This is a genomic window from Marinicella meishanensis, assembly GCF_019931145.1.
Classification (GTDB): domain Bacteria; phylum Pseudomonadota; class Gammaproteobacteria; order Xanthomonadales; family Marinicellaceae; genus Marinicella; species Marinicella meishanensis.
Map to the genome: position 1 here is coordinate 298,198 of NZ_JAIOUV010000002.1, position 25,872 is coordinate 324,069.

At 53.2% G+C, this 25,872-nt stretch carries 24 protein-coding genes; 12 read left to right on the top strand and 12 right to left on the bottom strand.

Annotation, left to right across the window (positions count from 1 at the left end; all coding sequences use genetic code 11):
• Window position 1: 1 nt before the first annotated feature.
• The 8 genes from K7G70_RS03845 to coxB all read right to left on the bottom strand — a co-directional run bounded on the left by K7G70_RS03845 (window position 2) and on the right by coxB (window position 5,995).
• Window positions 2-568: a hypothetical protein gene (locus tag K7G70_RS03845; protein WP_223787279.1), complete on the bottom strand. Its 567-nt coding sequence runs from the start codon at window positions 566-568 to the stop codon at window positions 2-4.
• Complete coding sequence (locus tag K7G70_RS03850) at window positions 558-1,283, bottom strand: SURF1 family protein (RefSeq protein ID WP_223787280.1); 726 nt, start codon at window positions 1,281-1,283, stop codon at window positions 558-560. The genes K7G70_RS03845 and K7G70_RS03850 overlap by 11 nt, the downstream gene beginning before the upstream one ends.
• A 9-nt stretch (window positions 1,284-1,292) precedes the next feature.
• Entirely contained in the window at window positions 1,293-1,508 is a 216-nt protein-coding gene (locus K7G70_RS03855; protein ID WP_223787281.1) for a twin transmembrane helix small protein, read from the bottom strand.
• A gap of 100 nt (window positions 1,509-1,608) precedes the next feature.
• Window positions 1,609-2,481 (bottom strand): cytochrome c oxidase subunit 3, encoded by an 873-nt coding sequence (locus K7G70_RS03860; RefSeq protein ID WP_223787282.1) that lies wholly within the window; start codon window positions 2,479-2,481, stop codon window positions 1,609-1,611.
• Between the two features lie 19 nt (window positions 2,482-2,500).
• A complete protein-coding gene (locus tag K7G70_RS03865; protein ID WP_223787283.1) occupies window positions 2,501-3,067 on the bottom strand; it encodes a cytochrome c oxidase assembly protein in 567 nt (188 codons plus the stop codon).
• Entirely contained in the window at window positions 3,057-3,185 is a 129-nt protein-coding gene (locus K7G70_RS17855) for a hypothetical protein (protein ID WP_255589849.1), read from the bottom strand. Before K7G70_RS17855 ends, K7G70_RS03865 begins: the two co-directional genes overlap by 11 nt.
• 14 nt (window positions 3,186-3,199) lie before the next feature.
• The gene (ctaD, locus tag K7G70_RS03870; RefSeq protein ID WP_488801371.1) at window positions 3,200-4,798 is read right to left on the bottom strand and encodes a cytochrome c oxidase subunit I; all 1,599 of its coding nucleotides are present in this window, start codon (window positions 4,796-4,798) and stop codon (window positions 3,200-3,202) included.
• 42 nt (window positions 4,799-4,840) lie between these two features.
• Window positions 4,841-5,995 (bottom strand): cytochrome c oxidase subunit II, encoded by a 1,155-nt coding sequence (coxB, locus tag K7G70_RS03875; protein WP_223787284.1) that lies wholly within the window; start codon window positions 5,993-5,995, stop codon window positions 4,841-4,843.
• Window positions 5,996-6,412: 417 nt separating this feature from the next.
• Here coxB and K7G70_RS03880 point away from each other — a divergent pair, with 417 nt between their 5' ends.
• The 10 genes from K7G70_RS03880 (at window position 6,413) to K7G70_RS03925 (ending at window position 18,209) form a co-directional block, all read left to right on the top strand.
• Window positions 6,413-6,598: a hypothetical protein gene (locus K7G70_RS03880; protein ID WP_223787285.1), complete on the top strand. Its 186-nt coding sequence runs from the start codon at window positions 6,413-6,415 to the stop codon at window positions 6,596-6,598.
• 108 nt (window positions 6,599-6,706) lie between these two features.
• The gene (gene putA / locus K7G70_RS03885) at window positions 6,707-9,817 is read left to right on the top strand and encodes a bifunctional proline dehydrogenase/L-glutamate gamma-semialdehyde dehydrogenase PutA (RefSeq protein WP_223787286.1); all 3,111 of its coding nucleotides are present in this window, start codon (window positions 6,707-6,709) and stop codon (window positions 9,815-9,817) included.
• Window positions 9,818-10,004: 187 nt separating this feature from the next.
• Window positions 10,005-10,418, top strand: coding sequence for a hypothetical protein (locus tag K7G70_RS03890; RefSeq protein ID WP_223787287.1), 414 nt, complete (start codon window positions 10,005-10,007; stop codon window positions 10,416-10,418).
• A 314-nt stretch (window positions 10,419-10,732) separates the two neighbouring features.
• Window positions 10,733-12,238, top strand: a complete 1,506-nt coding sequence (locus tag K7G70_RS03895; RefSeq protein ID WP_223787288.1) for an AAA family ATPase — start codon at window positions 10,733-10,735, stop codon at window positions 12,236-12,238.
• 3 nt (window positions 12,239-12,241) lie between these two features.
• Entirely contained in the window at window positions 12,242-13,072 is an 831-nt protein-coding gene (locus tag K7G70_RS03900; protein ID WP_223787289.1) for a general secretion pathway protein GspB, read from the top strand.
• Window positions 13,069-13,701, top strand: a complete 633-nt coding sequence (locus K7G70_RS03905) for a rhomboid family intramembrane serine protease (protein WP_223787290.1) — start codon at window positions 13,069-13,071, stop codon at window positions 13,699-13,701. The genes K7G70_RS03900 and K7G70_RS03905 overlap by 4 nt, the downstream gene beginning before the upstream one ends.
• A gap of 27 nt (window positions 13,702-13,728) precedes the next feature.
• Entirely contained in the window at window positions 13,729-14,052 is a 324-nt protein-coding gene (locus K7G70_RS03910; protein WP_223787291.1) for a DUF1820 family protein, read from the top strand.
• Window positions 14,049-15,380: a sigma-54-dependent transcriptional regulator gene (locus tag K7G70_RS03915; RefSeq protein ID WP_223787292.1), complete on the top strand. Its 1,332-nt coding sequence runs from the start codon at window positions 14,049-14,051 to the stop codon at window positions 15,378-15,380. Before K7G70_RS03910 ends, K7G70_RS03915 begins: the two co-directional genes overlap by 4 nt.
• On the top strand, window positions 15,377-16,753 hold the full coding sequence (gene trkA / locus K7G70_RS03920) for a Trk system potassium transporter TrkA (protein WP_223787293.1): 1,377 nt from the start codon (window positions 15,377-15,379) through the stop codon (window positions 16,751-16,753). Before K7G70_RS03915 ends, trkA begins: the two co-directional genes overlap by 4 nt.
• A gap of 4 nt (window positions 16,754-16,757) precedes the next feature.
• Window positions 16,758-18,209 (top strand): TrkH family potassium uptake protein, encoded by a 1,452-nt coding sequence (locus K7G70_RS03925; protein WP_223787294.1) that lies wholly within the window; start codon window positions 16,758-16,760, stop codon window positions 18,207-18,209.
• On the opposite strand, the gene K7G70_RS03930 is transcribed toward K7G70_RS03925, so the two are convergent.
• Together K7G70_RS03930 and smc are read right to left on the bottom strand one after the other, a co-directional pair.
• The gene (locus K7G70_RS03930; RefSeq protein WP_223787295.1) at window positions 18,210-18,863 is read right to left on the bottom strand and encodes a ComF family protein; all 654 of its coding nucleotides are present in this window, start codon (window positions 18,861-18,863) and stop codon (window positions 18,210-18,212) included. It lies immediately after the preceding gene.
• Window positions 18,864-18,883: 20 nt separating this feature from the next.
• On the bottom strand, window positions 18,884-22,396 hold the full coding sequence (gene smc, locus K7G70_RS03935) for a chromosome segregation protein SMC (protein WP_223787296.1): 3,513 nt from the start codon (window positions 22,394-22,396) through the stop codon (window positions 18,884-18,886).
• A 104-nt stretch (window positions 22,397-22,500) separates the two neighbouring features.
• Between smc and queF the strand changes: the two genes are divergently transcribed.
• On the top strand, window positions 22,501-22,854 hold the full coding sequence (queF, locus tag K7G70_RS03940) for a preQ(1) synthase (protein WP_223787297.1): 354 nt from the start codon (window positions 22,501-22,503) through the stop codon (window positions 22,852-22,854).
• A gap of 16 nt (window positions 22,855-22,870) precedes the next feature.
• Entirely contained in the window at window positions 22,871-23,857 is a 987-nt protein-coding gene (locus K7G70_RS03945; protein ID WP_223787298.1) for a serine hydrolase domain-containing protein, read from the top strand.
• 27 nt (window positions 23,858-23,884) lie between these two features.
• Here the strand turns inward: K7G70_RS03945 and K7G70_RS03950 are convergent, their stop codons facing one another.
• Window positions 23,885-25,360 carry a high affinity choline transporter 1 gene (locus K7G70_RS03950; protein WP_223787299.1) on the bottom strand — a complete coding sequence of 492 codons (1,476 nt, stop codon included), beginning with the start codon at window positions 25,358-25,360 and terminating at the stop codon, window positions 23,885-23,887.
• Between the two features lie 194 nt (window positions 25,361-25,554).
• Window positions 25,555-25,773 (bottom strand): (2Fe-2S)-binding protein, encoded by a 219-nt coding sequence (locus tag K7G70_RS03955; protein WP_223787300.1) that lies wholly within the window; start codon window positions 25,771-25,773, stop codon window positions 25,555-25,557.
• Window positions 25,774-25,872: the final 99 nt, after the last annotated feature.

The window sequence follows — 25,872 nt, forward strand, 5'->3', positions numbered from 1 at the left end:
ATCAATCGCCTTTTCTTTTCACCAACAAGGATAAATCTTTGATGATTTCACTGGAAGTGTTTTCTGGGGTAAAGGCCATCATCAAGTAGCCTTCGGGAGCCACCACATACAAGCCATGCCCATTTTGCAAGGACACTTGCGACAATTCATCCATCACTTGGACCAGGGCTTCTTCACCGGCCAAAGACACTTTTTGGATGTGGGGATAGGCATCTGGCAAGTCAGACAAAAAATCATCGGCCATCAGCATCAATTGCATTTTTTCCAGGCGATGACCCAGGCTCAATCGGTATTTGTGTAGATCTGTTTCCAAGGCCGGGCACTGGGCACCACAAGCCTCTGGGGTGCGGCGGATCAAGGTCCAATGGCCTGCCAATGCTTGGGCCCAAGGGGCATCGGTGTGATCGGCCAATTTCACCAGTGGTGAAACAAAATGACCATGGTTCTTGGTGCTGTCAGGTTGGTATTCAATCAAACCCGAACTGAGCATATAAGCCACCACCACAGGCGCCATAAACAGCACCGCTGTGAAGATGATGGTCAATCGATTTTTGGTTTTAGCTTGCATCTTGTTTTCTTGTCATTTGTTTGCGGATGAATAGGCCATACACCAGGCACAACACCACCGCCATGGTGAACCATTGGGCGGCATAGGCTTGGTGCTTGGCCACCGTCATGCGGGGTAATTGCCAGGCCCGCACAAAACCATGATCCATGGCAGGATCCAGTTTCAACACCTGCGGCAAGACCTCACACTTTGTGTCTGATTGATTGGCACAGTGTCGTTGTTTGATCAGGTTCACCGTTGGCGCCTGGGGCAAATAGGTGACGGTTTGTTGCGCCTGATGCTGGATGGTTTGTTCACCCAGTTGCACACCTGGCCGTGGCCAATCACCGATCAAACCACGCACCAATTGCGGCCCTGACTCAATGTCCAAATCAAGGGCGGCTTCAGGCTGCCAACCGCGGTTGACCAACAACCATTGTTGCGATTGGGTTTGCATCGCGGTGAACACAAAATACCCCACCTGGCCGTCAATGATCTGGTTGGCCAACAGCAGGTGCGTGGGGTGGTATTCACCCCAGGTTTCAATGCGATTGAACGGTTGCAGGCGTTGCCATTCTGCATCGGTTTGTGGCCTCAACCACTGTTTGTCGGCCAGGCGTTCATTGATCACGCGCTTTTCTTCGGCCCGGCCCAATTGCCAAAAACCAGCCCACACCATCAGGCAGAAGATCATCAACCACAATGCCGTGAACAGCCAGGGAAAACGCCGCCTCATGTCAGGTTCTCAGGGTCGGTTCAAGAAATTGGGTTGGTGGGGCTCGATCCAGCCCATGTAGGCCGCCAGGATGATGAACAAAAACAGCAGCACACTCAAAGCCACGCGGACGGTCAAAAAACGCACCGTGTTTTGACTTTGACCCTTGCCTTTGACCAAATAAAACATGGCCGAACCGAGGCTGAATAAGATGAACAACAAAATGACAATGATCAGGTACTTCATGGGCAGGGCTGTGACAATCAGAAGCCGTATTTTAATGGATTTGCTGTAAAAAACCCATCAAAGCGATGGGTTTTCTACACAATCTATGGGCGACTCTGGATCAAATGATGTACACAAAGATGAACAGACCCAGCCAGACCACGTCCACAAAGTGCCAATACCAAGCCACGGCCTCAAAACCAAAGTGACTTTCGGGGCGGAAGTGGCCACGCCACACGCGCACCGTGATCACCGAGATCATGATCGCTCCCAGGGTCACGTGCATGCCGTGGAAGCCGGTCAACATGAAGAAGGTCGAACCATAAATACCGGAACTCAACTTCAAGTTGTATTCCTGATAAGCAATCACATACTCTTCGGCTTGATAGAAGATGAAGATGGCACCCAACAGCACCGTGGCGATCAACCAAATCACGGTTTGCTTGCGGTTGTTGGCCCGCAAGGCATGGTGAGCGATGGTGATGGTCACCGAACTGGCCAACAACAACAAGGTGTTGACCAAAGGCAGGTGGTAAGGATCAATCAGGGTGAATTGGCCACCCAAGTCCAAAGGACCGTTGGTCGGCCACACCCCTTCATATCCGGGGTACAACACTTCATTGGTGGCCAAGCCGGTGCCTTCGCCACCCAACCAGGGCACCGAGAAGTTTCGCGCATAAAACAAAGCCCCAAAGAAACAGGCGAAAAACATCACCTCTGAAAAGATGAACCAGATCATGCCCATGCGGAATGAGGTGTCCACTTGGGTGTTGTACAAACGCTCTTCACTTTCTTTGACCACTTCACCAAACCAACCAAACATCATCCAAATGATGATGGCCAGGCCCAGGTACATGACCCATGGCGTGCCAGGGTTTTCACTGTTCAACAGGTTGATGGCACCCAACACGGTGACCGTCAAACCAATCGAACCCACAATCGGCCACTTGGCCAAATGTGGAACGTAATATTGATCTTTACTCGCTTCTGACATGTTAATAAGCCCCTAAATGTTAAATGTTGTCGTGATTTGTGTTGTTGGCCGCTTGTTCAGCGGTCATTTTATTTTTATTAAAGAAGGTGTATGACAAAGTCAGCACTTCAATGTCTTTGGGAATATCGGAACTGACGATGAAGGTCACTGGCATGTTCTTCTCTTCACCCGGTTGCAACAGTTGTTCGGTGAAACAAAAGCACTCGGTTTTGCTGAAATACAATGATGCTTGGCCCGGCGCCACACTGGGTACGGCTTGGCCAGTGACCGCCACATCAGCCACATTTTGCGCGATGTATTCTGTGGCATACAATTTACCTGGAATCACTTCCATGGAAAACTGTTTGGGTTTGAAGGCCCAAGGCAAGTCGCTGTTGACGGTGCCATCGAATTGCACCGTGATGGTGTGGTCAGCCGTTTGGTTGGTGACGTCTTCGGTGGCCACCACCCCGGTCTTGCCGTTCAGGCCGGTGATGTCACAGATGATGTCATACAGGGGAATCATCAATCCCACAAAACCCACCATGGCCACCACCACCACGAGGCTGGTTCGGACCACCTTTCTGGTACCCAGTTCACGCTGCATGGGTCGCCACCTTATACACCGCCCAAGCAAAGAAACCCACCGCCACCAGCGCCAACACCACGGCGGTTTTTCTGGCGGCTTTGCGTTGTTGCTGGAGGCGTTGTTCTTCTGAATTCATCGCTGTGCCTGGCTTCAGTGGGTTTTACCGTGAGCCATTTTGTCCAAATCAACCGGTCCGAAATCTTCGAACGTGTGATACGGCGCCGGTGAAGGCACGGTCCATTCCAGACCTTTGGCGCCTTCCCACACTTCAGCCGTCGCTTTTTCACCACCGCGCACGGTTTTCCACACGATGTAGATGAAGAAGACCTGGGCCAAACCGAAGGCAAAACCACCGATCGAAGACCACATGTTGAATTCAGCAAACTGCGTGGAATAATCCGGAATCCGTCTGGGCATACCGGCCAAGCCCAAGAAGTGTTGTGGGAAGAACAACACGTTGACAGAAATGGTCGACCACCAGAAGTGGATTTTACCCAAGCGTTCGTTGTACATGTGACCCGACCATTTGGGCAACCAGTAATAAGCCCCGGCGATGATCGCAAACACCGCACCGGTCACCAACACATAATGGAAATGCGCCACAATGAAGTAGGTGTCGTGGTACTGCAGATCCACTGGCGCCAAGGCCATCATCACCCCGGAGAAACCACCGATGGTGAACAAGATCACGAAGGCCAATGAGAACAGCATCGGTGTTTCAAAGGTCATCGACCCTTTCCACATCGTCGCCACCCAGTTAAACACCTTCACCCCAGTGGGCACCGCAATCATCATGGTGGCGTACATGAAATACAATTCAGCGCCCAAGGGCATCCCGACTGAAAACATGTGGTGCGCCCACACAATGAAGGACAAGAATGCAATGGCCGCGGTGGCGTAAACCATCGACACGTAACCAAACAACGGCTTGCGGGCAAAGGTGGGAATGATTTCAGAAATCACACCAAAGGCCGGCAAGATCATGATGTACACTTCGGGGTGACCGAAGAACCAGAAAATGTGCTGGAACAACACCGGATCACCACCGCCGGCGGCGTTGAAGAAACTGGTGTCAAAGTAGCGATCGGTCAACAACATGGTCACCGCACCGGCCAACACAGGCATCACGGCGATCAACAAGAAGGCGGTGATCAACCAAGTCCAAACGAACAAGGGCATGTTCAAGTAGCCGACGTTGGGCGCGCGCATGTTCATGATGGTGGCGATCACATTGATCGCACCCATGATCGAGGAAATCCCCATCAAATGCACGGCAAACACCAAATAAGCGACGTTGTGTCCACCTTGCAACACCAAGGGTGGGTACATGGTCCAACCACCGGCTGGCGCCCCGCCATCCATGAATAAGGTCGATGACAAAATGGCGAAAGCGAATGGCAAAATCCAGAATGACCAGTTGTTCATCCGTGGCAAGGCCATGTCAGGGGCCCCAATCATCATTGGGATCATCCAGTTGGCCAAGCCCACAAAGGCTGGCATCACCGCACCAAACACCATGATCAATGCATGCATGGTGGTCATTTGGTTGAAGAAATCTGGCTCCACGAATTGCAGGCCAGGTTGGAACAGTTCCAGTCGAATGACCATCGCCATGGCGCCACCAAAGATGAACATGGCAAAGGCAAAGATCAAATACAAGGTACCGATGTCTTTGTGATTGGTGGTCATCAACCAACGCTTCACAAACCCTTTGGGCTTGTGATCATGATCGTGGTGATCGTGAGCTATTTCATCGTGTGTGATATCGTGACTCATCTTCAATCCTCTCAATTATTGTTTCATGCTTTTGACAGTGGCTGGCTGAACGGCGTCAGCAGCGGTGTTGCCAAAAGAATTGCGGGTGTAAGTGATGGCAGCGGCGATGTCACTTTCTGACAACAAATTACCGAATGCCTGCATTGCGGTGCCGGGCTTGCCATTGAGCACCAAATCAATTTGGGCTGCTGGATCGCCATTGACCAATTCACTGCCAGCCAGGGCAGGGAAAGCCGGCTCCATGCCGGTGCCGTCGGCTTGGTGACAGGTGGCACATTGGGTGTTGTACACCTCTTCGCCCTGGGCCATCAGCTCAGCTTGGGTCCATTCTTTGTCAACCATTTCAGCTTCCACGGCTTGGGTGCCTTTTTGTTCGGCCAACCAAGCAGCGTAATCTTCCTGACTCAACACCTCGACCACAATGGGCATGAAGCCATGGTCTTTACCACACAACTCGGCACATTGACCGCGGTAAGTGCCTGGGGTTTTGACATTGGTCCAGGCTTCATTGATGAAACCGGGTATGGCGTCTCGCTTCCAACCAAAATCAGGCACCCACCAGGCGTGGATCACGTCATCGGCGGTGAGCAAGAAGCGGATGTTGGTGTTGGCTGGGATGACCAATGGGTTGTCGACATCCAACAGGTAATTCTCAACGGTGGCCGGATCAATTCCTGAGCCCTTTTGGCGGGCCAGGTTGCTGTCTTTGGCCAGGGTGCTCAAAAAACTGATGCCCTCTTCCATGTAATCGTATTTCCACTTCCATTGGTAACCGGTCACTTTGATCGTCAGGTCAAACTGCATGCGTTTGCCGGCATCATCGGTGGGGTTCTCCATGGTGATCAAAGCACGGGTCGCTGGTATCGCAATCACCACCAAAATCAAAATGGGGATGATGGTCCAAATCACTTCAGCCTTGGTGCTGTGGGTGAATTGTTCGGCTTGAGCGCCTTTGGATTTGCGGTGGGCGAAGATCGACACGATCATGGCGCCAAACACCACCACCCCAATCACAATACAAATCCACAAGGTGAACATGTGCATCCCATAGGCGGCCTCACTGAATTCGGTGACACCCTTTCTTAAATTCAATCCATATTCAGCTGCGGCCATGGACGTTGCCAACAAACCCGCAATCAGCATCATGAATTTAATCTGTGCTTTTTTCATAAATTATTACCCTAAAGAATTTTTGAAAACCAAGACCTGGCTCGTGTGGCAATGATGTTTGCCGGGGGAATGCCACACACATTGCACCCAACAAAGGCCGACTGAGGCGCTGCCCCAATCAATCATCAACCCTCAAAAACCAACCGGTCAAACCGGCCACTGTGGCTGCGACCAAATGTCGCACAGGTCAAACGCGGCAATTCTACCACGCGACATCAAAAATATCTGCAACTTGTGTTATTTTTTTGTTAGCTGACAGTGCTTCACTGGCCTGTTTTGGCGGGCCGTTTTGCGGTCGCTGTGACGCCCCACAAAAAAATTGAAAAAAAATGTGTTGATTGGCCCGACTCAATCATCTTCCTACTTAAACACCTGCCAATCAGGTGTCCGAATTGTTAATACGAAGAGGATGAAACCATGAAAAAACACACATTATTGATGCTGACTGGCCTGACCCTGGCAGGCCCAATTCAAGCCGCTGAACCTTTCATCACCTACCGCATTGGAATTTCTGACAGATGTGGCAGAGGGAATATTTCTGTGGCAGCCCAACAAGGTGGCTGTGGATTCCAACTTTGCCCGCATGGAGGGTTACAACTCTGACTGACCATTCATTATACAACGGTTCAGCAGCGACTGATTGTGTTGCGCTGGGTTCAGTGCATTCATTATAATTCACGCTCGCTTTCAAACACTTTGCCGGAACCCCTCATGACACAGCAAGCCCTGCCCTTTTCCGATCATTACTTGATGGATGAAGAAACCCTGGTCAACCAACTGTTGGATGCCGCCAATCCCGGTGCCACCAAACGCCAGGAAATCAAACAACTGGCCACTGAATTGGTCCAAAACGTGCGGGCCCAAATCGATGACATGGATGGGGTCGATGCGTTCATGAAGGAATACGACCTGTCATCCAAAGAAGGCATCTTATTGATGTGTCTGGCCGAAGCCTTGTTGCGCATCCCGGACAAAGTCACCGCCGACAAGTTGATCAAAGACAAAATTCTCGAGGCCGACTGGAAATCCCATTTGGGTAAAAGTGATTCCTTGTTCGTCAATGCCTCCACCTGGGGCTTGATGCTGACCGGTAAAATCATTGACATCGATGAAAGCAAAAGCGGCATGAAAAAAGCGCTGGACAAATTCATCAACAAAACCGGCGAACCGGTGATCCGCAAAGGCATCCACCGAGCCATGCAGGTGATGGGCAAACAATTTGTCATGGGCCGCAACATCAACGAAGCGATCAAACGATCCGGCAAAAAAGGGTTCAGAGACTACCGCTACTCCTATGACATGCTGGGCGAAGCCGCCTTGACCCAAGCCGATGCCGACCGCTATTTTCAGGCTTATTTGTCATCCATCGACCGCATTGCCGCGGCCAACCGCAAACGCCACATCAACGACGCCTCGAGCATTTCCATCAAATTGTCAGCCCTGCATCCACGTTACGAGGTGGCCAATGTGTCGCGGGTGATCACCGAGCTGGTGCCCCGGGTGTTGGAAATTGCCAACCAAGCCAAGGCCCTCAATGTGGCGCTCACCATCGATGCCGAAGAAGCCGATCGCTTGGAAATTTCCTTGCAGGTTTTTGCCGCCGTTTATGCCCAACTGGAAGATTACCAAGGCTTTGGACTGGTGGTCCAGGCCTACCAAAAACGGGCTTTGAAAGTGCTGGAGTGGCTGGCTGATTTGTACGATCAACACCACCGCCTGATCCCCATCCGTTTGGTCAAAGGCGCCTATTGGGACACCGAAGTGAAACGGGCCCAGGAACAGGGGTTGAGTCATTATCCGGTGTTCACCCGCAAGGTCAACACCGATGTGTCCTATTTGGCTTGTGCCCGCTTTTTGTTGCACAACCGCTCACGCTTTTACCCGCAATTTGCCACCCACAACGCCAACACCGTGGCCGCGGTCAAAGTCATGGCGGGTGATGCCGGCGGCTATGAATTTCAACGCCTGCATGGCATGGGCCAGGCCCTGCATGCCCAAACCATCAGCCCCGATGGCTTGGACCGACCCTGTCGCATTTACGCGCCGGTGGGTTCGCACGAGGACTTGCTGCCCTATTTGGTGCGGCGTTTGCTGGAAAATGGCGCCAACACCTCATTCGTTAACCGCCTCACCGATTTGAACCTGGACATCGATGACATCACCCAAGACCCGATTGAAAAAACCCGCAAGCACAAATCGCATTTGCACCCGATGTTGCCGTTGCCGCGCGACATTTTTGGCGCCGATCGGGTCAATTCAGCCGGGGTGAATTTGGGTGACATGCAAACCGTGGACACGCTGTTGGCAGCGATTCAAGCCGAAGCCAGCCACAAACACCACGCCACCTCCTTGGTGCCTGGCAGCGAGGCCGCAGGCGAGTTGGTGGAAGTGTATGCACCGGCCAATTTGGAGGTGCAGGTGGGTACCTACAACCGCGCGCAGAGCGACGACATTAAGCGCGCCATCAGCCAAGCCCGCAAGGCCTTCCCGGCCTGGCGCGACACCGCAGTGGCGACCAAAGCCAATGCTTTGTTGAAACTGGCTGACCTGTTGGAACAACACCAAACGGAATTGCTCTACCTGCTGCAAAACGAAGCCGGTAAAACCCTGGGCGATTGCATCGCGGAATTGCGCGAAGCGGTGGATTTTTGTCGCTACTATGCTGCTGAGGCCACCCGCTTGTGTGTCAGTGGCGAAAAGATGCCTGGCCCCACCGGCGAAAGCAACTATCTGTACCATCAGGGCAAAGGCGTGTTTGTTTGCATCAGCCCATGGAATTTTCCGCTGGCCATCTTCACCGGACAAATTGTGGCGGCCTTGGTCACCGGCAACTGTGTGATTGCCAAGCCGGCCGAACAAACCAGCTTGATTGGCCATTTCACTGCCCAACTGATTCACCAAGCCGGCATCCCCACCGACGTGTTTCAACTGTTGCTGGGACCCGGCAGCGCCATCGGCACCCCCTTGTGTCAAAGCAATGACATCGCTGGGGTGGTGTTCACCGGTTCCACCCAAACCGCGCAGATCATCAACCAAAACTTGGCCAGCCGCCAAGGCGCTGCGATTGCCACATTGATCGCCGAAACCGGCGGCCAAAACTGCATGATTGCCGACTCTTCTTGCCTGCCCGAACAATTGGTCAAGGACGTCATCAATTCCGCCTTTTTCAGTGCCGGTCAACGCTGTTCGGCCCTGCGGGTGTTGTTCATCCAGGACGATGTGGCTGATAAAGTCATCCACATGTTGCAAGGGGCGATGGACGAGTTGAGTGTGGGCAAACCACAGCTGTTCGCCACCGACTTGGGCCCGGTGATCGATGCCCGTGCCCTGCAGGTGCTGCAAAACCACCAGGCCCGCATGCAGCAACAGGCCAAACCCATCAAGTCTTTGCCCACACCCCCACTGAATGGTCACTTCTTTGCCCCCCAAGCGGTCGAGATCGACTCACTGGATTTGCTCGAACAAGAAATTTTCGGCCCCTTCTTGCACGTGATCCGCTACCGCGCCAGCGAATTGGACCAAGTGATTGATGCCATCAATGGCACCGGTTATGGCCTGACCGCCGGCGTCCATTCACGCATCGATGACACCATTGAATACGTGATGTCACGCATCCAGGCCGGCAACTGCTACATCAACCGCAACATGACCGGTGCGGTCGTTGGGGTGAATCCCTTCGGTGGCATGGGCTTGTCCGGCACCGGCCCCAAAGCCGGCGGGCCGGGCTATCTGCGTCAATTCCTCACCGAAAAAACCATCACCAACAACATATCTGCGGTGGGCGGCAACGCCGACTTGTTGGAGCTGTCGGACGACGAGTGATGCCCTGATCAAGTGGTGCCTGATGTGACAATGGTTCACATCAGCACATAAAACGTGAACCACATCATACATTTTCCAACGCTGCAATAAAATCACCACCCAACCCTTGTTTCTTCGCTTGTGGCGGTGAATCATGGGGGTGCTGTCGATGATTTTTGGCGACAGGCGCAACCCGCAGAGGAGGTGAATGATGCGACATTTCATGTTTTTTTGGCTGCTGGCATGTCAGCTGCCCCATGCCGCCCTGGCCCTTGACTGGAAACCCGGTTACATGAGCTGTGACCAAGCGGTGCGACAACCCATTGCCCGCGCTTGGCGTGCGGCCAACTACCTGGAAGAAACGCTGTCTGAGATCGAGAAAGACCTCAAAGACGGCGATGACTGTGGGGCCGACACCCTGGCCTTGTTGGAGCGTTTGGACGGTTTGATTGGCACGGTCTATGAACCACTGCAATCAGCCATTGAGCGCCTGCCCGAATGTGAGAAATTTTTCAGCGAAGGCCTGATGGGCTTGTTGAAAACACGCTCTGATGGCCTCTCTGACCGACTGTTTCTGGCCTCCAGAACGGCGGCCACTTTGATCGACCAGTGCGACAACTGATCACGCGGTCGCGCGCAAGCTTGATTACAATTTGACTCGAATTCGATTTGGCCAAGCAGGGTTGGGGCCGTGATAGACCGCTGCCGAGGACCTTGTTGATCACCACAGTCAATCGGTCCCAACAGTCGGCAATCATGTGGTGAAACAATTGCCTTTCGCCCGGTTCGGCGCTGAGGAAAGCACCACCACCGACAAATAACCCGGATCCAACCGAACTAGCGAGAATAAATTTGTTTGCTGGCCTGCTGACTTTGTATCCCCGGGCAAAGGGCATTACAATTGAACCTTTTTGTTGACCACTTGCCACAGCAGCCATGTATTTGGAATATTTCAACTTGCAACAAGCACCGTTCTCGATCACCCCAGATCCTGAATTTGTTTACTTGAGCGAAAAACACCAGGAATCATTGGCCCATTTGGTTTATGGCGTCACCCGCGGTGGCGGTGCTGGTTTTGTGCAACTGACGGGCGAAGTGGGTACCGGCAAAACCACCATCAGTCGCTTGTTCCTACAAAAACTACCGGCCGACACCCAAGCGGCCTTGATCCTCAACCCCAACATCACCCCGGTGGAATTGCTGGAAAACATCTTCAAAGAATTCAAGCTTTCTACCCGTGGCATCAAGGGTAAACTCAATGCCATGGTGGAAAAACTCAATCAACAGCTGTTGCAGTGGTGGTCTGAAGGCAAAAACACCGTGGTGATCATCGACGAAGCGCAAAACATCCCACGTGACACCTTGGAACAATTGCGTTTGTTGACCAATTTGGAAACCGATCAACAAAAGCTGCTGCAAATCATCCTCATTGGCCAACCAGAATTGAAACAACTGATGCAACGCAAAGATTTGCGCCAACTGGCCCAACGCATCACTTCCCGCTTTCATTTACAACCACTGTCGGCGGCCGAAACCCGCCGTTACATCCGCCACCGGGTGGCGGTTTCCAGTGGCGCCGATAACTTGTTTTCCAGCCGCGCCATCGAACGGATTTTTCAGCAAACCCAAGGCATTCCCAGACTGATCAATGTGCTGTGTGATCGGGCCTTGGTGGTGGCCTTCGCGGCCGAAGACGACCGGGTCGGCAGCAAGCATGTGAAACAAGCCATCCGGGAAATTTATCCCGACCAGGTCAATGACTGGCACAAACTGTGGCCCATGGCCCTGATTGCGGTGTTGGCCCTGGTTTGGTGGCTGTGGCCGAATGCGGTGGTTGATGACCCAACCATTGATGTGCCGATCGAGTCACCCTGGGTGGTGCCCACCGAAGCGCCACTGGAATGGCCCAGTGCGGCCATCAGCTGGCAGCAATTATTGGCCCTGTGGGATGCCGATAATGGGGTCATCTGGAACCAAACCCGTTGCCCGGACATCAGCCTGATTGGCATGGGTTGTTTGCGCCGTCAGGGCAACCTGAATCAAATCAGCCAACAAAATGTGCCCGTGCTGTTGTTGTTGGACAATGATCAGCTGGCCTTGCTCAAAGCCCAGCGCAATGGACAATGGTTGGTCGGCACCGCTGCCGGTGATCGTTGGGTGACAGCACAAGCCATCAATCAACGCTGGTTGGGCAGTTATTTCATCCTCTGGCCAATGGCAGTTGAACTGATTAATGATACAATCGGCGCTGCCACCCAGGATTGGGCATTGAATGTGGCACAAGTGATTGACAATGACCCCAGCATCCAAGCCGATGGGTTGACCGATTGGGTCACCGAATTCCAACAACGCAATGGTTTGGTGGCTGATGGCATCATTGGCAAAGAAACCCAAATGGCGCTGTCATTGCACGCCTATCACGGACCCAAATTAGTTGAGTAAGACATGTCTTCCATCATTGATGCATTGAAAAAATCTGCGCAAAACCGCTCATCTCAGCAAGAGTCAGCGGCCAACACCATCAACTTCAGTCAAGAGTCACCACCCCAAAGCCGCCGCGGCTTTTGGTTGTTGGTGCTGCTGTTGTTGCTGGTCGTCGGCGGCCTGTTGGCATGGCAACAAGGTTGGCACCATGCCGTGATGGCCCAAGCCCAAAGCTGGCTGGGCTCGACACCAGAGCAACCGGCGGCAGCGACCCAAACAAACGAGCCAACCGAACCACCCGCTGCCAGACCCGGGCCCACAGCCAAACCGGCAACCCCACCAACGACCCGTTTAACGCCACCCAAAGCGGCTGAAGTCAAAGCCCAAAGCGCGGCCGAGAAAAGCCGCAACGACACCCCAACAACAACCGCAGAGCAAGCCACGCAATCCAATCCGGAGCCGGCTGCAGAGCGACCACCAGCGGTACCCAGCGAACCGGTGGCAGAAGACACCATCACCGTGGTGGAAAACCGCAACAGCAGCGAAACCGAAACGGCCCCTGAGACACCCACCGAAGAACCGGCGGCCGATGACCGCATGATGTTACAACCCCAATTGCAACAAGATTATTTGTTAATCCATCAGATCGATTTTGCGATTCGCAAAAACATCCCGCCGATTAAACTCAACATCCACATTTTTGATCCCGATCCAGACAAACGCATGGTGATCTTGAATGGGGTGAAATTTTTGACCGGTGATGTCATTGAGGAGTTGGTGACGGTGGATGAAATCGTCAAAGAAGGGGTGGTGTTGAAATTTGAAAACATCCGCTTTCTTGTGCCCAAGTGATCAACTTTTCCAACCTCAAGCCCAGCCATTTTCCCTACGTTTCGTTGGTCTTGTTGTTGCTGTTTTTGCTGTTTTTGGTGTTGTCCGAAATGAGCCCTTACCGGGATCATCTGCTGAACCAGTATGCGATCAACACCGCAGCCTACTGGCAGGTCATCCAACAACAACCGATCGAAACGGTGCGCTTGATCACGGCGTTGTTTTTACACGGCAACATCCTGCATTGGGTGATCAACAATTCGGTGTTTTTGTTGTTGGCCTTTGCCATTGAGCGGGTCATTGGCTGGCAAAAATTCCTCGCGGTGTTTTTGTTGTCAGGGGTGGTGGGCAACTTATTTGCCTGCTACTTTTTGCAAGAACAAGACAACTTATTGCTTGGCGCCAGCGGCGCGGTGTCGGGCTTAATCGGCCTGTGGCTGGTGCTGTTTCCACAAAAAAAAATCAACTTCATCCTGCCCATCGGCTTGTATTTACAAAAAACGTCGATGCCAATTGCGGTGGTCATCATTCTGTGGCTGATCATCCAGATCATTCTGCAATTTCAGCCCAATCCGTCTTATGACATCGCCTGGATCAGTCACATCATGGGCTTTACAACTGGTTTTTTGTTGGCTTGGTTTGTAAAATAAGATCACCCAAGGCCCTCATCACCGGACATGAAAACCAAGAGTTTGTACCGCATCAACTACATCACCAATGCCGATGTTTACGAGTTGTATGCCCAATCCGTCAGCAGCCAGGACATGTTGGGCTTCATCACGCTGTCGGACTTGCTGTTCGAAGTGAACACCCAGGTGGTCATTGACCCGGTTGAGGAACGTTTAAAAACGGAATTTGAAGGTGTCAAAACCCTGCACATCCCGCTGCACAATGTTTTGAAGATTGAAGAAGTTGAACAGAAACAATCGTGTAAAATCAAAGCATTGAAAGCCCACAACAACATCACGACACTGTCACCACAACCAGGAACCAAGCCATGAGTCAATCACACATACTCATCGTTGATGATGAACCAGACATCCGCAATTTGATATCGGAGATCCTCACCGATGAAGGATATCAGGTGTCCACCGCTGAAGGCGGTCAAGACGCCAACAAACAATTGGAGGACTTGGCCCCCGATCTGGTGTTGTTGGACATTTGGATGCCTGACATTGACGGCATCAGCTTGCTGAAGTCTTGGAACCGCAATGCCAACATGCCCTTTTCGGTGGTGATGATGTCGGGCCATGGCACCATCGAAACCGCCATCGAAGCAACCAAAATGGGCGCCCGTGATTTTGTCGAAAAACCGATTTCCTTGGCCAAGCTGCTGCAAACCATTGAACAAACCCTGGCCCACGCCCCCAGCGAACAGGCCCAACCCGAACAAAAACACGAGTGGCAAATGCTCGAGCCGATTGGTAACTCGCCGGCAGCCCAAGAACTGCGCTCCTGCATTGAAAAGCTCAGCAAAACCAGCACCAACACGGTGTTCGTCGGAGACAGTGGCACCGGCAAGCTGACCCTGGCTTTGCTGCTCCACCACCACCGCCACCATGACCCCCAAGCCGCCATCATCATCGACAGCTTGACTTTGACCGACAGCAACATCAATGACCTGTTGGAGTCACACCATCAGCACCTGTCGCAGAAACACCCAGCGGGCTCCATCATCCTGACCAACATCGATTGTTTGACCCCGTCCTTGCAAAACAAGTTATTGGTGCACGTCAAACAATGGCAAATGCCGAATCAAAACAACGCGGTGCAGTTGTTATCAACCACCCAGCAAGACCTCAAAGTGATGGTGGCTAATGACGAATTCGATCGCGAGCTGTATGAATTCGTGGCCGAATTCGCGGTACCGGTGTGCTCGCTGAACGAACGCGCTGAGGACGTGCCTGAACTGCTCAACTTTTACATCAACTTCCTGCCAGACCAGGAACAAACCCCGTATCGCAAAATGTCCTTCGCGGCGCAAAACCACTTACGCAACTACGCCTGGCCCGGCAACCTCAGGGAGCTGAAAAACCTGGTGCGACAACTGCAACTGCAACCCGGCGAGGCCGAAATTCAGTTGGACGAAGTGTTCGAACTGCTGAAACAAACCCAACAAGCCCAAAGCAATTCATCGCCCAGCACCCGCTATGATTTGGAATTGCGCGAAGCCCGCGAGGAATTCGAGCGGGATTATCTGCTGTACCATTTGCGCAAAGTCGACGGCAAAGTCGGTGATCTGGCGAAAATATCTGGCATGGAACGCACCAACTTGTACCGCAAGTTGCGGGCCTTGAACATCAACCCGAAAAACGCGGACCAGTCATGAAAATCATCATCCTCGGGGCCGGTCAAGTGGGCGCATCCATCGCTGAGCACCTGTCGCATGAAAACAATGACGTAACGGTGGTCGATACCGACTCCGAGCGTTTGAGTGACATGCAAAACAAATTCGACATCCGCACCGTGCACGGCCATGCATCGCACCCATCGGTGTTGATCCGGGCCGGGGCCAATGACGCCGACATGGTGGTGGCACTGACCAATTCAGATGAGGTGAACATGGTGGCTTGTCAGGTGTGCTACAGCATATTCAACACCCCCACCAAAATTGCCCGCATCCGTGAAGCGGAGTATGCTTCGCACCCAGAGATGTTCGAGCACGAACACGTGCCGATTGATTTTCACATTTCACCCGAGCAGTTGGTGACCCGACACATCCAGGGTTTGATCGAATACCCCGGAGCGCTGCAGGTGATGGATTTTGCCCAAGGTCAGGCGCAACTGGTGACCATCAAAGTGAAACAAAAAGGACCGCTGACCGACCAGCAGCTGCGGGAGTTCGATCATTTGCTGCCCGAAGGGGTCGATGCCCGCATTGCCGCCATCTTCCGCAACAACAAATCGGTGTTTCCCAGCGGTGATGCGGTGCTCAAAGCCGGCGACCTGGTGTTTTTGTTGGCCGCTCGCAAGCACATCACCAAGATCATGGAAGCCTGGCACAAGAGTGACAAAACCAGCTACAAAATCATCCTCGCCGGCGGCGGTAACATCGGCTTTAATCTGGCCAAATCTTTGGAACGTCAGCATTCGGTCAAGATCATTGAATACAACAAAGCCCGGTCCCGCTTCATTGCCGAAGAGTTGACCAAAGCCTTGGTGATCCGCGGCGATTGCACCTCTGAGGAGTTGTTGAATGAGGAAAACATCAACCACACCGACATCTTCTGTGCCTTGACCAATGACGATCAAGCCAATTTGTTGTCGGCCTTGATGGCCAAGAAAATGGGGGCCAAAAAAGTCCTGACCTTGATCAACAAACAAAACTACGCGCAGTTGATTGAAAAAGACACCATCGACATCGCCATCTCACCCCAGCACATCACCATGGGTGGCATCCTGGCCCACGTCCGTGGTGATTACACCGCCCGGGTTCATTCCTTGCGTTCGGGTGACGCCGAAGCCATTGAAGTGGAAGTCACCGGCGACAGCACCTCATCCAAAGTGGTCGGCAAAATGATCAAAGAAATCAATTTGCCGCCAGGCTGCAACATCGGCGGCATCATCCGCCAGGATCAGGTGATGATGGCCCACCGCAATGTGGTGATCGAAAGCAAGGACCACCTGATCATGTTTGTTACCGACAAACGCAACATCAATGACTTGAAGCGTTTGTTCGAAGTCGACGCTTCTTTCTTGTGATGCCATGAACCCCAGACTGATCGCCAAAATCATCGGCCTGCTGCTCCTGGTTTCCAGTTTCATGATGCTGCCGCCTGCACTGGTTGGCTTCATCTATCAGGATGGTGACATCTGGCCTTTCCTGGAAGGTTTTGCCACTTTGGCCTTGTTGGGTGCGATTCCCTTTTTCATGTACCGCAAAATCGATGCCGAGCTAAAAATCCGCAGTGGCTTTTTGGTGGTCGGTGCTTCTTGGTGGATCGTCGGGCTGGCCGGGGCCTTGCCCTTGTTTTTGTCCGATCACATGAACCTGTCGGTGACCGATGCCATCTTTGAATCGATCTCTGGATTAACCACCACCGGTGCCACCATCCTCACTAACATCGATGACTTGCCGCATTCGGTGAAATACTACCGCCAGCAGCTGCAATGGTTTGGCGGCATGGGCATCATCGTACTGGCCGTGGCGGTGTTGCCGATGTTGCGCATTGGTGGCATGCAGATCTTTCGGGCCGAAACCCCTGGCCCCATGAAGGACCAAAAACTGACCCCCCGCATCACCGAAACCGCCAAAGCCTTGTGGTTTATTTATTTGGGCATCACGGTGATGTGCGCCTTGAGCTATTTCATGGCCGGCATGAATGTGTTTGATGCCATTTGCCATGCCTTCACCACCATTTCCATCGGCGGCTTTTCGACCTACGATGAATCACTGGGGCATTTCAACAATTCGCTGATTGAATTGATCGCGGTGATCTTCATGATCATCGCCGGGATCAATTTTGCCTCGCACTTTCTGGCCTGGAAAACCGCCTCCATCCGCACTTATTTGGTGGACACCGAAGTCAAAGTTTTTTTGGGATTTTTGGCCGCCGCTTCGGCCATCACTTCTTTCCAACTGTACGTTTCAGGCACCTCCGGCTCCTTGTATGAGTCGATCCGCCAAGGCACCTTTCAGGCGGTGTCGGTCGGCACCACCACCGGCTTCACCACCGAATCATTTCATTTGTGGCCCGGGGCCTTGCCCTTGCTGTTGATATTGTTCAGCACCATCGGCGCCTGCGCCGGTTCCACCGGTGGCGGTTTCAAAGTCATCCGCATGATCCTGTTGTTCAAGATGAGCATGCGTGAACTGCACCGACTGATCCACCCACACGGTAAATACCTGGTCAAAATCAACGGCAAAACCGTCAACTACCGGGTGCTGGATTCGGTCTCGGCCTTTTTCGTGCAATTCTTGTTTTTGTGGTGTGTGTTCACTCTGTTGCTGGCCGGTTTTGGCGAAAACATCACCACCGCCTTCTCCGCGTCTTTGGCCTGCTTGACCAATTTGGGTCCGGCTTTGGGCGACGCCGGCGCCAACTATGCCAACGTCTCTGATGGCGCCAAGTCGGTGTTGTCGGTGGCCATGATTTTTGGCCGCTTGGAGCTGTTCACCCTGTTTATTTTGTTGATCCCGGCCTATTGGGAATATTGATCAATGGGCGGCGCCCGAACGGGCAAACACCACCGCGATGACCTTGGCCACCCCGGCCTGTTTCAGGCATTGGGCGGCGGCCCGCATGGTTTGTCCGGTGGTCATCACATCATCCAGCAGCAACACGGTGGTCGCTGTGATGGGTTTAACCACGGTGAACGCGGCGCGCACATTGGCTGCCCTTTGACGCTCACTCAGTTCGGCTTGCATGGCGGTGTTTTTGACCCGCTGCAGGTGCCGATCCAGCAGCGGCCTGGCTTGGGCCTTGGCCAGCAAGCGGGCGATTTCTTGGGCTTGGTTGAAACCGCGTGACAGCAACCGGCGACGGTGCAGCGGCAGCGGCACCAAGGGCACGGTTGGATCCAACCCTTGTACCAACGGCATCAGGCATTCGGCCATCACCCGGGCGCGATCCAAACGCTCGCCAAACTTCAGTTGTTGCACCCAAGTGCTGACCGGTGCTTGGTAGAGTGTGGCACACAAGGTGCGGCTGAAGGCGGGGGGATCGCTGCGGCACTCACCGCACAAGCTGTCGGCTTGGGGCATGGGTTTGGCGCAACTGACACAGGGGTTGGCTGGGGCTTGGATCAGCGTCTGACAGCCGACACACAAGCTGTCGGGGGTGTGGACTTGACAGACCACACAGCGGCGCATGTCAATTCACCCACTGCCGATCATTCATTGGCCATTTGGGCCGCTTCGGCCAAATCCACACTGACCAGTCGGGACACGCCCGGCTCGCGCATGGTCACGCCCATCAACTGGTGCGCAATTTCCATGGTGACTTTGTTGTGCGAGACAAACAGGAACTGAACTTTCTCAGACATCTCCGCCACCATCTGCGAGAAACGCCCAACATTGGCATCATCCAAGGGTGCATCCACCTCGTCCAACATACAGAATGGGGCTGGGTTGAGGTTGAAGATGGCGAACACCAGTGACACCGCAGTCAACGCCTTTTCACCACCTGATAACAACTGGATGCTGGATACCCGTTTGCCCGGTGGTCGGGCCATGATCGACACCCCGGTGGTCAGCAAGTCATTGCCGGTCAATTCCAAGTAGGCATGACCACCACCAAACAGGCGGGGGAACAGTTGTTTGATGTTGGTGTTGACCGCTTCAAAAGTTTCTTTGAACAGGGTGCGGGTGTCTTTGTCGATGCGCGCAATGGCTTGTTCCAAAGTGGCCAGCGCTTGTTCCAAATCGTCATTTTGCTCGTCCAAATATTGTTTGCGTTTGGACTCTTCTTCAAATTCTTCGATGGCGGCCAAATTCACCGGCTCCAGACGCAGGATGCTGCGGTGTAAGCCCTCGGTTTGTGACTCCTTGCGCTCGATCAATTGGGGCAAGGAAGCCGGGGTGATTTCACCCACGGTGGTCAACAACTCTGCGGCGTCGTGCCCCAAGTCTTGCAATTGTTCGGCAAAGCCATTGGCCCTCAGTTCATTGGATTGGAACTCCAATTTGGCCGCTTCCAGTGCATTGCGCGCTTCGTCGATTTGCTGTTGGTGTTGATGACGCAGGCGCTCCAATTCATCCAGTTGGCTTTGTGCCGCCACCACCTGCTCGCGCATGGCATCGCGTTGTTTCTCCACCGCCACCCGCTGGGTGATCAATCCATCCAGGGCTTGCTTTTGCCCGGCCACCGGGTCCATATCGGCACTGAGCTGCTGCAGCAAGTGGTCTTTGCGGCTGACCAAGGATTGCAGGCTTTCCTGGGTGCGCTGGATGTTTTGTTGCAATGATTCGATTTTGTTGCTGGTGGCCGACAAGCCCATCTTGTGCTGGTAGTACTGGTTGGAGATGTCATTCAACTGGGCTTTGGTTTGGTGGTAGGTTTGCTGCAGGGTTTGTTGTTGATCCAACAACTCGATTTTGCTTTGCTCGTACTTGGCCAGTTCATTGATGGCCGCTTCCAAGGTGGCCCGAGATTGTTTGACTTGCGCCTCGTCTTCGGCCAATTGCTGTTGGATTTGTTCGGTTTCGGCGGCTTTTAGTTGGTCCTGCTGCAGCTCCCGTTCGATCAACTGTTGTTTGTTCATGATCAAGCCGTTCAATTCCGACAGCTTGCGGTGCGACATGTTGACATCCAACTGCAACTGATCGACCCCGGTTTCGGCCGTGACCCGATCGGCTTTGAGTTGTTGCAGTGTGTCTTGCAGCTCGGCCAATTGGGCTTCATCGGCGTCGATTTCCTGGTGCAAAGACTTCAGCTCTTTTTGCCGCAACAAGAAGCCTTCGGCTTGTTCGCCGCGATTGATGTGCAGCCAATGGCGGCCCAGCCACTCCCCTTGTTGGGTCACCACCGACTCGCCCGCCGCCAGTTGATCTACCATGGCTTGCGCCGCTGTCAAATCGTTACAAATGCGCACTTGGTTGAACCAGGCCAACACCGCATCCGGTGCCTTCACGCATTCGGCCAAGGTGCCGGCTAGGGCCGCCACTTGTCCGCGGGCATCGTGCACCAAATTCAAAGCGCCAAACGACCAATCTGTCATCACCGCAGGCAGGTCTGGGTTGCTGGTGACCCAGGCTTGTAAGCGGTCTTTGAGCACGGTTTCCACCGCCACTTCCCAACCGGCTTCCACTTCCAGTTGTTCGGCCAAGCGCTTGGCTTGGATGTCACCGTTCTGAGCCAACCACTGCTGCAGTTGTTCATTGTCTTCGGCTTGGGCGGCTTGTTGTAAGGCCAACAAAGACCCCCGACGGCCTTTGTGTTGGTGCAAACGTTGTTGCCGTTCATCGATTTGTTGGCGCACTTGCTGGGTTTGTTCAGCCACGGTGCCCACCTGTTCTTTTTGCTCAGCCAGCAACTGTTCGCTGGTGTCGTGTTTGGCTTGCTGGGTGTCCAATTGTTGTTGCAAAGCCTCGGCTTCTGACTGCAACTTGCTGACCAGCTCATTGTTGTCGCCAGGGGCCACCGCTTTGAGCCGCTCGGACTGACGCATCATGTGTGATTCCAGTGACGCAATGCGGGTTTTTTCCACATCAATGGTGCGCGCGTGTTCGGCGATGTACTGGTTGTTGGTTTCCCAGGCGGTGCGCCATTCGTCTTGCGCCGCTTCACTGCTTTCATTCAGGCTTTGCGCCTCTTCCAACTGCATGGCCAGGGCCTCTTCTTGTGGCTTACCGGTCTCGAACAAGGCCTTGTGTTCTTGCAGTTGTTGCTCATCCTGGGACAGGCGGTCTTGCGCTGTTTTCAGGTTGTCTTCGGTTTGCTGCAGGTCTTTCTGGTGCCGTTCGGACAAGGACTTGGAATGGGCGATGGCTTGTTCGATTTTGCCGATTTCGGCGTTGATTTGATACAACTGTTCTTGCAGCTGGTTGTTTTCATCGGACAAAGTTTGGTGCACCACCCGGTGCTCTTCGATGCGTTTTTCGCCATCGGTTTGCCCCGCTTTGGCCTGTTCCACTTGGGTATTCAGTTTGGCCACCTGCCCTTGGCCCAATTCCGCTTGGGTGTGCCACTGCTGCCAGCGCAAGGCCAGTACTTCGGCTTTGATCAACTTGAACTGGTCTTTCAGCTGGGTGTAACGTTCGGCATTTTTTGCCTGGCGTTGCAAATGTTGAATGTGTTTGCCCACTTCGGTGCGCAGGTCATCCAAGCGTTCCAGGTTTTCCTTGGTGCGCTTGATGCGACGCTCGGTTTCTCGCCGCCGTTCGCGGTATTTGGAAACCCCTGCGGCCTCTTCGATGTAACCCCTGAGGTCTTCGGGCTTGGATTCCACGATGTTGGAAATCATGCCCTGTTCAATGATGGAATAGCTGCGTGGCCCCAGGCCGGTGCCCAAAAACAAGTCCACGATGTCTTTTTTGCGGCATTTGCTGCCGTTGAGGAAATAACTGGATTGGCCATCCCGGCTGACCTGTCGTTTGACCGACACCTCATTGTATTGGGCATACTCGCCTTTGAGCTGTCCATCGGAGTTATCAAAGATCAATTCCACCGTGGCCATGCCCACCGGTTTGCGGGTCGATGAACCGGAAAAAATCACATCGGTCATCGACGCCCCACGCAGCATCTTGGCTGAGGTTTCTCCCATCACCCATCGCACCGCATCGATGATGTTGGATTTGCCACAGCCATTGGGACCCACCACACCGATCAAATTGCTGGGCAACAAAACTTCGGTCGGATCCACAAACGATTTGAAGCCGGCTATTTTTATCTTTGATAGTTTCATCTTATTGTGTAATTTGCTTGATAAATCTTCCTTTTTTGGGTATTGTTCCGCCCTTGAAAGAACCGAGCCTCAGCACACTTGAGGCCCACCAACCAGAGAATAACATGTCCACACATCCCACCAAAGACCTCGAAACATTTGTTAACCCCAATCAGGAACGGGATTATACCATCATTATCGACATTCCTGAATTCACCTGTCTGTGTCCCAAAACCGGCCAACCTGACTTTGCCACCATCAAGCTGGAATACCAGCCAGATGAGCTGTGTGTGGAGCTCAAAGCCTTGAAATTGTACATGTGGACCTTCCGTGAACGCGGCGCCTTCCACGAAGCCGTGACCAATGAAATCCTCGATGATTTGATCGCAGCGGTTGATCCCAAATGGATGAAAATCACCATGAAGTTTAACGTCCGTGGCGGCATCTACACCGACGTGGTGATCGAACACCGAAAATAAAAACACCAAGCCGGCCATGGATGATCACGCCAAGACCCAATTGAACGAATTGCTGCGGCACTACTTTTGGCCTGATGGCCCAGGTTGTGCCGCAGTGGTCCACCAACGCGGCCAACTGTTGTTTGAATCAGCCGTGGGCATGAGCCATGGCCCCCAACCCAGCCCATTGCGGTTGACTGATCGCATTGATCTGGCCAGCTGCAGCAAAATGTTCACCGCCACCGCCATCATGCAATTGGTGGAACAAGGGCGGTTGCGCTTGGCAGACCCCATCAGTCAGTGGTTTGATATTCCCAGCAACCCCGAGCACCGACCCATTCAGGTGATCGATTGCATGCGCCACACCAGCGGCATCGAGGACTACCTCCAAGCCGGGATGTACACCGAACCGGCAGCCTTGACCCAAACCGGCATCCAGCAAACCCTGATGAACGCCTTGATTGAAGCGGTTCCTGGTGTTGCACACCATTACAGCAACAGCAACTATGTGTTGTTGGCGCAAATCATTGAACAGGTCACCCAAGACAGCTACACCGACCACTTGCAACATCATCAATTTCAACCGCTTGGCATTGATGCTGAGTTTTTACCGCAACATGATGGCTGGGTGTTGGCCGGCAGTGGGTTTGCCGAGTTGGTGCCCTCTGATCACATCTGGGTTGAGGTTTTGGGCGATGGTGGGATTGGGTTGTCAGCACCCGCCGCTGCTGCTTGGTTTCAAGCCTTGATCGGTGGCCGGCTGGTACAGCAACAAACCTTCAAACAGATGACCCAACAGCAATGCCTGGATGATGGCACCCCCTTCGATTATGGATTGGGGCTGTTGCTTGAGTCTGATCAACGGGGCCAATGGTTCGGTCACAACGGCAGTTGGACCGGCAGCACCTGTGTGATGGGTCACTACCCAACAGACGATTTGTCGGTGGTGATTCTGGCCAACGAATTCATGGCCCCGGTGGAGCGATTGGGCATGCAAATGCATCGCTTATTGACCGACAATTGATCGCTGTCTGCCTGATGGGGTCAGTCATCATGATGTCGGTCGTTTTAAGGCAATGTCGCTGTTCTTGAAGCGCTTGATGGAACTGCCGATCAGCATGCCCAAAATGGCCATCAGCAAGCCAGCCAATTGCGGCGGCACCAACAAGGCATCACCCTGTTCTGCCAGCTTGATGTTGACGATTTCCAGCGCCGCCCAACTGATGACGCCCATGGCGATCGACAACAGCGCGCCGGTGTTGTTGGCCCGTTGCCAATACACCCCAAAGGCCAGGGGCACAAAGGCCCCCACCAGGGTGATCAAATAGGCATTTTCCACCATCTCAAAAATGCTCAAGCCCACCGCGGTGCTCAAATAGGCATAACAGAACACCAACAAGCCAAAACCCAACACCGTCAGGCGCAAGGCCACCAACAGTTGCTGGTCATTCAAATTCAACCAATGCCTCAGGATGTTTTTGGCAAAGATGGCCGAAGGGGCCAACAAGGTGCCTGAAGCGGTGGACATGATGGCCGATAATAAGGCGCCGAAGAACATCACCTGCACCCAAATTGGCACCGATTGTAAGATGAACTCAGGCAGGATCCGTTGTGGGTCACCGCCCTCAGCCAGGTGGGTGGTGGCCAACGAAGGCTCCAACAGGGTGGCCCCATAGACGATGAAAATTGGCACGAAACTGAACAACAGGTAAAACAGCCCACCGAGTATGGTGCCGCGTACCGCCACCTGTTCATTCTTGGCCGCCATCACCCGTTGAAACACATCTTGTTGTGGAATTGAGCCCAGGGCCAGGGTCACAAAGGCGCCGATGAAACCCAGGATGGCGCCGGCGTTCCAGTCGGGCCAAAATTCAAACTTACCCGCGGCGTTGGCATGCTCAACCACCGTCATCACCCCGCCATCCAAACGACCGGAGACCAACCAGGCCACCACCAACATGCCAGCCAACACCGCCATCATTTGGATGAAGTCCATGATCGCCACCGACCACATGCCACCAAACACGGTGTAAATCAACACCACCGACAGACCAATGAACATACCCAATTCGAAACCCACCGCACCATAGGTCACCAGGTGGATGGTCAAACCCAAAGCGACGATTTGGGCCGCCACCCAACCCAGGTAAGAGATGCACACCGCCACCGACACCAAAACTTCCACCAAGCGGCTGTAACGCTGGCGGTAAAAATCACCGATGGTCATCAACTTCATGCGGTACAAACGGGCGGCAAAAAACACACCCACGAAAACCAAACAGAAACTGGCGCCAAACGGATCAGCGACGATACCAGCCATGCCTTCTTCGATGAAAGTGGCGGGAATGCCCAGCACCGCTTCGGAGCCAAACCAAGTGGCAAACACGGTGGCGATGGTGATGTAAATCGGTAAAGAACGACCGGCCAATATGAAATCAGAGGAATTGTTGACTTTGCGGGCTGCCGCCAAGCCAATCAAAATGGAAACCACCACATAAATGACGATGAACAAACCCAAAATACCCATAACCCACCCCTGCCGAGCACGGCGAACAGTGAACAATAACAAGTCAGGACTGACCAATCCCCAAGCGAATTTTTGGCTGGCTTTGATCGACCAGTAAAGTCGCTATTAAATCCGCAAATGCAGACAAATGCAAAACAATAATGAAATTATTTAAGGGCTGTCAAAAGCCTTGAAAATAAGGCGTTTGGGATGGATCAGGCGGGTATGGATTCGCGCTGAGGAATGATTTGCAGAAAATCAGGCAAGGTCGGGCTGCGGTTGGCATCCAGCACATCCAAAGCCACATCCAAACAAGATCCGCAGCCGGAAGTGGCGCCGGTTTTTGCGCGCAAGGCGTCGATGCTGTCGGCCCCTTGTTTGACCGCTTGTTGGATGTCTTTTTCAGTCACACCGTGACAAATGCAAACGTACATAATGAATGGAATGAATCAATACAGCGAAAGAATAACGCTAATGAGAATGATTGTCAATAACTTTTTAATGTATCAGCTTATTTAATCTGTCATTCATCA